The organism is Dialister hominis (assembly GCF_007164725.1).
Lineage (GTDB): Bacteria > Bacillota > Negativicutes > Veillonellales > Dialisteraceae > Dialister > Dialister hominis.
Map to the genome: position 1 here is coordinate 527,314 of NZ_AP019697.1, position 7,687 is coordinate 535,000.

Here is a 7,687-nt window from a genome sequence, read left to right on the forward strand (position 1 = left end):
ACGTTTATATATTTGTGTTATCTGAAAACCACAAAGGATGCTTCGCCTTCTTAGAAACTGCTGTTTTCGGCGCATGCGCGCCACTTTCTCCTACGGAGACAGCTCTGCGAAACAACAAAAGGAATCAGTTCTTATTTGCTTTAAACTTATATAACTCCGCTCGAGAAAAGGGAAAAACAGCGTTTCAGCGGATTTTGTCACAGTCCCTCTTTACGTGGGAACAATGGAAAGGAGGGGAGAAAGGGATAAACACTGTACAGAGTAATAATTGTGTTCATTTGCTCGCTATTGTTTACATCCATTTTACAAAGTAGACGGAAATTAGACGCATCTCCCTCTTTGGTTTTTACAACCGTTCGATAAACTAAAAACATCACAAAACCATTAAAAACAGCAAGTCATTTCAAGGAGGATAAAAATGGAACTTAAAAAATGGATGGCACTGGCAGTATCTTCAGCAGCAATCGTAGCAGTCGCAGGCTGCGGCGGCGGAAACTCCGCACCGGCTAAGAGCGGCGCTGCTTCTGGAGCAAAGGTTACCGGTCAGGTCACCGTTTCCGGTTCTTCTGCACTTCTTCCGCTCGCGAAGGATGCAGCAGCAAAGTTCAAGACAAAGAACCCTGAAGTTTCCCTGACACTGAATGCAGGCGGCTCCGGCACAGGCCTGAAACAGGTTGCTGAAGGATCCGTAAACATCGGCATGTCTGACGTACCGGCTGAAACAAAGCTCCCGAAGGAAAAAGCAAAAGACCTGGTTGACCACAAGGTCGCTGTCCTGACCGTAGCACCGGTTGTCAACAAGGATGTCGCTGAAACTGTTAAGTCCCTGACCAAACAGCAGCTGCAGGACGTATTCACCGCTAAGGTGACCAACTGGGAAGATGTTGGCGGCCCAGATGAACCGATCGTCCTCGTAACCCGTCCGACCACTTCCGGCACCAGAGCACTCTTCACTGAACTGGCTCTCGGCGGCAAGGAAGAAGCTTCCAACAAGTCCCTGGAAACCGACGACTCCGGCACACTGATGCAGAGCGTTGCTCAGACCAAGGGCGCTATCGGATACGTAGCACTGTCCTACCTCGTCAACAATAAAGACGTTGCAGCAATCGCTATCGATGGCGTAGCTCCGACACTGGAAAACACCTACAACGGCACCTATCCGGTATACGGCTATGAACACATGTACACCAAGGGCGAAGCTAAAGACGCAGTCAAAGCTTTCCTTGCCTACATCCAGTCTGACGAATACGGCCATGAAATCGAAAAACAGGGCTACGGCGTAGCTTCCAAGATGAAGAAATAATCCAAGCCCTGGAAACACCTTACTGAAGAGTCATAAAACCGTACAGAACACAGAAGAGCGGCTGCACAAATGTGCGGCTGCCCTTCCTGTTTATAAAGAAAAATTCATTTATGTAAATTATTAATATAATAAAGGAAAGTTAAAGACAAAAGGAGTTCTTATGGATCAAAATATGCGGCAGCAGCACATGTTCCGCAGAGAATATTTCGGAAAGAGCCTCGCGGTCCTCTGCGGTATGTTCCTCATCGTGCTGACGATTGCTATCGGTGCCTTCCTTCTGGCGAAAGGGATGCTTACCTTTACCCAGTTCCATCATTCTATCGGAGAATTCCTCTTCTCATCCGCATGGAAACCATCAGATACAGAAATGGGCGGCGGCCAGGTCGGCGCAGCTATCTACATCTGGGGTTCCATCCTGACCTGTACACTGGCACTTGTCATTTCCGTACCATTCAGTCTGGCAACTGCCGTATTCATGACACAGATCGCACCGAAGCTCGGAGAAAGAATCATCCGTCCGGCTGTTGAAATCTTCGTCGGTATTCCATCTGTCGTTTATGGCTGGGTCGGCCTTGTCGTACTCGTTCCTCTCCTCCAGAGAATATTCGACCTGCCGCACGGCCAGTCCGTACTGGCAGCCGGCATCGTGCTCTCCGTCATGATTTACCCGACAATTACCTCGGTTTCCGCCGATGCGATCCGAAGCGTCAATAACAAATATGTAGAAGGCGCTTACGGACTTGGTTCGACACGCTGGCAGATGATTTACAAAGTCCTTCTCCCGGCTGCCCTCCCAGGCATCCTGACCGCTATCGTCCTCGGCCTTGCAAGAGCCTTCGGCGAAGCACTTGCGGTTTCCATGGTTATCGGCAAGATGAGAGCATTCCCGGACAGCCTCCTGGCTCCGACAAACTCCCTTACAGCAGCCATTGCTTCTGATATGGGCGGCGCAATGGACGGCGGGGAATTCAATGCAGCTCTCTGGTCCATGGCACTCCTGCTCTTTATCATTTCCCTTTTATTCATCCTTGTGATCCACCTGATCGCAGCTAGAAAGGAGAGAATCGCATGACAACCTCAGCCGCAGAAATTAGAGATCCGGCTTCCGAACTGCGCAAGGCAAGCGGTTCGCTCAAAAGAGCGCATCTGGCAGATCAGCTGGCAACAGGCGTATTCTATGTCGTATCCGGCGCATTCGTTTTACTTCTGATTTTCTTTACACTCTATGTAGTCTGGGGCGGCATTCAGGCTTTCAGACCTGAAATCTTCTCCTTTGAGGCAACGGGCATCGGTAATCAGTTCTTCAACACCGTATACCTCGTCGTTCTTTCCCTTCTGATTTCCTGCCCGATCGGAATCATGGCAGGCGTTTACATGGCAGAATATGCTCCGCCAGGACGCGCAAGCAGCGCTTTCCGCATCGCAATCGAAACGCTTTCTTCCCTTCCTTCGATCGTCGTCGGCCTGTTTGGTTATCTGGTATTCATCATCATGGCAGGATCCCAGTGGAATCTGTTCTCCGGCGCGCTCGCCGCATCGATTCTTTCCCTGCCGCTCATTACTGCAACGACATACGATGCTTTCGTAGCACTCCCGAAAGGTTATAAAGAAGGCAGCCTGGCACTCGGAGCTACACACTTCGAAACAATCTGGAAAGTCATGCTTCCGGCGACTGTCGGACCGATTGTAACAGGTATCATCCTGGCAGCCGGCAGAGGCTTCGGCGAAGCAGCAGCTCTTCTTTACACAGCCGGCATGAGTACCGACATCAGCTGGCAGGTATGGGATATCACCTCTCCTGTATGCCCGCTCAACCCGTTCCGCCCCGGTGAAACACTTTCACTTCAGGTATGGGCAGCCCGCACAGAAGGCGTGGGAGCTTCCGCATCCGATACCGCAGCTGCAGCATCAGCAGTATTAATGGTCATGGTTCTTGTATTCAGCATCGGCGCCCGTCTGGTAAGCCGCTATGTGTCTAAAAAGACAGAAGGAGAAAATTCATAATGACAACTAATGAATACTTAGCGCTGCGCGCCAATCAGGCAGCAGCAGAGATCTCAGTTTACAACAATATCAGTTTTTCCTGCAGTCATGTAGATCTCTACTACGGCGCTTTCCAGGCACTGAAGGACGTCAACCTGCGCATTGAAAAGAATCAGATTACCGCTCTCATCGGACCATCCGGCTGCGGCAAATCCACATTCCTGCGCACGCTGAACCGCATGAACGACCTCGTTCCGGGCTGCCGCGTAGAAGGGGATATCCTTCTCTCCGGCGTCAATGCATACACCGAAATCGATCCGATCGTTCTCCGCCGTCATGTAGGCATGGTATTCCAGCAGCCGAACCCGTTCCCGAAGAGCATTTATGACAACGTTGCTTACGGTCCAAGACTCAAAGGCATCACCAAGAAATCCGATCTTGATGAAGTCGTTGAAAAGAGCCTTCGCCAGGCAGCAATCTGGGACGAACTGAAAGACCGTCTCCATAAATCCGCACTCGGACTTTCCGGCGGCCAGCAGCAGCGTCTCTGCATCGCAAGAGCTCTTGCCGTTGAACCTGATGTCCTCCTGATGGACGAAGCAACATCCGCACTTGACCCGATTTCCACAGCTCACATTGAAGAACTGGCTGTCAAGCTGAAGGAAGAATACACGGTCATCATGGTTACACATAACATGCAGCAGGCACAGCGTATCGCCGACAAGACAGCTTTCTTCTACTTAGGGGAAATGGTTGAATACGGCAATACCGAGAAAATTTTTGAACATCCGGAAATGGAAAGAACACAGCGCTATATTTCCGGCAATTTCGGCTGATACTATGGTAGAATATAAGTAGTGACGAACTGGCGGGTTCTATGACTTCGATCGGAAGGCATGGACCGCCGGCTTTCAGTATCTGTTATTTTACGAGGAGACGATTATGCCGTTAATTTACTGCGTAGAAGATGATGAAAGTATCAGGGAACTTGTCAGTTATGCCATGAGAGGGCAGGGATATAAAGTAGAGGGATTCGGCGATTCGGGCGAATTTTATGAAGCCGTCCAGAAGGACGTGCCCGATCTCATTCTGCTTGACATCATGCTCCCCGGAGAGGACGGACTTTCCATTCTGAAGAAAATCCGCAGCGCAGGCCCGCTGCAGAATGTTCCCGTCATCATGATGACAGCAAAAACTACTGAATTTGATATCGTGCAGGGACTCGATCTCGGCGCCGATGATTATGTAACAAAACCTTTTGGTATTATGGAACTCCTTTCCAGAATACGCTCTGTACTTAGAAGAACGAAAAAAGCGCCGGAAGCAGGGAGAAAACTTCTTACATACAGCAAGATTTCCGTCGATCAGGAGCAGCATATCGTAACTGTTGATGGAAAAGAAGTACAGCTCACATTAAAAGAATTTGACTTATTGTGCTATTTGATATTAAATAAAGGCATCGTTTTATCCCGCGACCAGATCATGCAGGCCGTTTGGGATTCACCCTTCGAGATGGAAAGCAGAACCATTGATATGCATATCATGAGTCTGCGCCAGAAACTCGGGAGCGAAGGCTCTGCCATCCGCACAGTAAGAGGTGTTGGCTACCGTCTGGGGGATCGAAAATCATAAGAAACCAGGAGAGATAAATGAGAGCAAGAGTATATAGGAGTCTCCTATCAATGGGGATTATTTCGGTACTGCTGACGTTCCTGCTGTCTGCCATTCTTTATTATCAGGGCATGCAGGACCAGTTCAGCCATGAAGTCGGTCATTTGACGGAAACAATGGCACAGGCATTATCGAAATCAGATGAAGCACGAAGTGAAGAGTACCTGGACCGCATGTTCAAGGAAAATCACGAGAAAATGCACATCGTATGGATGAACACAGATGGAACCGTTCTGTATGACAGCAAGCCTGATCCGGGAGGGGATTATCTGACGAATACTGTCGTTCAGGAAGCACTCGATAAAGGCAGCGCTTACGAAGTCCATAAGGAAGGCAACGATACGCCGAAGAACTATTATGCGACAATGGCTCCTGATGACACGATACTTCGTATATCCGTAGAAAGAGCGATTCCTTACAGGGGATTCTCCTCCTATTTACCTGAAATCATCGTATTCCTCCTTGTTTTCATGGTTGGATGCCTCGCGGCTGCCGAGAAGGAGACAGAAAAAATTCTCAGGCCGTTTCATCTTTTGGGAGATCTGGTCCAGCAGATCATGGAAGGCAGGCCCGCTCATAAGCTGCCTGACGATTACAAGGAACTCCAGCCTTTGATTGCAAAGTTGGAAGAACAGCACAACGATATAGAGAACTATCTGGAAGATATCGAGGAAGAAAGAAATACGATCCGCACTGTCGTCGATACGATTGCGGACGGCATTATCCTTTTGAATGAAGACAAGGAAATTGTCGATTACAACAAGACCGTCGAAGAACTCTTCGGACTGAAAGAAGACAAACGCTACAGAAGAATCGCAAGCCTTTATCATGACGAAGACTGGCTGCGCGCCATCGGCCGCGCATACCACGCTGAAGGACGCCAGGAATATACCATGACGCTTTTCGGCCGTCCTTACCGTATGGTCATGAATCATATCGAGCTGAATGATGACGAGGAGAAGGGCCTCCTGATCGTTCTGCGCGACCTGACAGCTGCATACACCGCAGAGAAGATGCGCCGCGAATTCTCTGCAAACGTTTCGCATGAACTGAAGACGCCACTGACATCCATCAGCGGCTTTGCTGAAATGATTGCAAACGGCATGTACCAGAAACCGGAAGACGTGCGTCTTTTCGGCAGCCGTATCATGAATGAGTCCCAGCGCATGCTGACGCTCATTGATACAATCATGCACCTTTCCAAGGTGGAAGAAACAGAAACAACGATTACATGGAAAACGGTATCCGTGGACAGCCTTGTCCGCTATGCCGCTGATCTCATCAAGCCGCAGGCAGATGCCAAAGGCGTGACGATCGACATTGATGCGCAGCCTCTCTATACCTATGGCAATCCTGCGCTTCTTTCCGAGCTCATCATGAACCTTCTGGACAACAGCGTAAAATACAACCACCAGGGCGGCCATATTTCCGTGCGCCTTGCACCGGAAGGCGAGGACAAGCTTACTATTTCCGTATCGGATAACGGCATAGGCATTCCGAAGGAAAAGCAGGGAAGAGTCTTCGAAAGATTCTACCGCGCCGACGAAAGCCGCACCAAGGCAACGGGTGGAAGCGGCCTGGGTCTTGCCATCTGCAAGCATATTGTCGAAAAACATAAGGGTACTTTGAACATCAGCAGTGTAGAAGGAGAAGGAACCACGGTTACCGCTATCCTCCCGCGCCTTTCTGATGCCGATGTGAACAAGGAAAACGCAGAAGCCCTTACTGCCAAGAAGGAAGCAGCCGACGCTGAGTCCGGGCGTCTGGCGGCACTGGAAGCAGAAGAAGATAAGGCAAGAGAAGAAGCAGCCAAGAAAGAAGAGTCAGAAAAGGCAGAGGCTCAAAAGAAAGACGAAGAAGCCAAATTCCACCATAAGGGAAAGAAGCTTAAAAAGAACAAGAAGTCAAAGAAGAAAAACTCTGACCATACAAAGGATGCTCCGTCTAAAGAAGACGACGAATCCAAGAAAAAGAAATAAGACACTAAAAAACCATGGAGATCAAATGACCTTCATGGTTTTTTAATGCCTGAAAGAGGCTTATCAGAAATCAGGCATTCTTTGCTGCGTTGAACAGTCCTGTCTTCTTGTCGTATGTAAGAGTGTAGGTGGATTCACCATTTGCGTTCTTGCCGTGGAAGAGGATTGCTTTCTTTGATACTTCGAAAGAACCGGTTCCGTAAGTCTCCGGAAAAGAAGAAGTGGAAAAGGCAGTCTTGAAAGAGCCCTTGCTGTAAGCAACGATTGTCATGCCAAGGCCGTCTCCTGTATCAACCAGGTAGAAACGCTGCCCGTTGCCGTCATTGATAAGAGGCGTAACAGTGACTTTGGAATCCGTATAAGTCGCACCGTTCGTTCCAGTCTCGGTGACCGCCTTGACCGGAAGGGAAGAAAGCGTCAGTGAGTCGTCATAGCCTTCGGCTGAGAAAATCATGTCAGCCTTTCCGGAAGTTCCGCTTGTCAGGTTGATGTCCAGGCGCTGGGCTGAACTAAGAGAGGTGTGGAAAGCAGCTTCGCCTCCATTGACCGCCATGATGGAAGGCTCGCCCGTGATCCAGTTGGCAGAAGCGCCGGCCGTGAAGAGCATGGAGCAGATCGCTGCAGAGATCAGAATTTTTTTCATGAAACCAACTCCTTTCACAATGTCTTATCTCTATTATAGTTGAAAAAGAAGAAAAAAGAATGTCAAAATCAGTTCAAGGTGTAAAAACAAGGCCGGAAAGGCTGCTTT

The 7,687-nt window shown here is 49.3% G+C and carries 7 protein-coding genes; 6 read left to right on the forward strand and 1 reads right to left on the reverse strand.

Going from position 1 to position 7,687, the window contains the following annotated elements; genetic code table 11:
- Positions 1–418: 418 nt before the first annotated feature.
- The 6 genes from Dia5BBH33_RS02445 to Dia5BBH33_RS02470 all read left to right on the forward strand — a co-directional run bounded on the left by Dia5BBH33_RS02445 (position 419) and on the right by Dia5BBH33_RS02470 (position 6,936).
- A complete protein-coding gene (locus tag Dia5BBH33_RS02445) occupies positions 419–1,303 on the forward strand; it encodes a phosphate ABC transporter substrate-binding protein (protein ID WP_143332307.1) in 885 nt (294 codons plus the stop codon).
- Positions 1,304–1,463: 160 nt separating this feature from the next.
- On the forward strand, positions 1,464–2,375 hold the full coding sequence (gene pstC, locus Dia5BBH33_RS02450; protein ID WP_022381647.1) for a phosphate ABC transporter permease subunit PstC: 912 nt from the start codon (positions 1,464–1,466) through the stop codon (positions 2,373–2,375).
- Positions 2,372–3,307: a phosphate ABC transporter permease PstA gene (gene pstA / locus Dia5BBH33_RS02455; protein WP_022381648.1), complete on the forward strand. Its 936-nt coding sequence runs from the start codon at positions 2,372–2,374 to the stop codon at positions 3,305–3,307. The genes pstC and pstA overlap by 4 nt, the downstream gene beginning before the upstream one ends.
- Positions 3,307–4,122 (forward strand): phosphate ABC transporter ATP-binding protein PstB, encoded by an 816-nt coding sequence (gene pstB / locus Dia5BBH33_RS02460; protein ID WP_143332308.1) that lies wholly within the window; start codon positions 3,307–3,309, stop codon positions 4,120–4,122. The genes pstA and pstB overlap by 1 nt, the downstream gene beginning before the upstream one ends.
- A 106-nt stretch (positions 4,123–4,228) precedes the next feature.
- Positions 4,229–4,918 (forward strand): response regulator transcription factor, encoded by a 690-nt coding sequence (locus tag Dia5BBH33_RS02465; protein ID WP_108849957.1) that lies wholly within the window; start codon positions 4,229–4,231, stop codon positions 4,916–4,918.
- A gap of 50 nt (positions 4,919–4,968) precedes the next feature.
- A complete protein-coding gene (locus Dia5BBH33_RS02470) occupies positions 4,969–6,936 on the forward strand; it encodes a sensor histidine kinase (RefSeq protein ID WP_231939244.1) in 1,968 nt (655 codons plus the stop codon).
- Between the two features lie 70 nt (positions 6,937–7,006).
- Here the strand turns inward: Dia5BBH33_RS02470 and Dia5BBH33_RS02475 are convergent, their stop codons facing one another.
- A complete protein-coding gene (locus Dia5BBH33_RS02475) occupies positions 7,007–7,579 on the reverse strand; it encodes a hypothetical protein (RefSeq protein WP_108849955.1) in 573 nt (190 codons plus the stop codon).
- Positions 7,580–7,687: the final 108 nt, after the last annotated feature.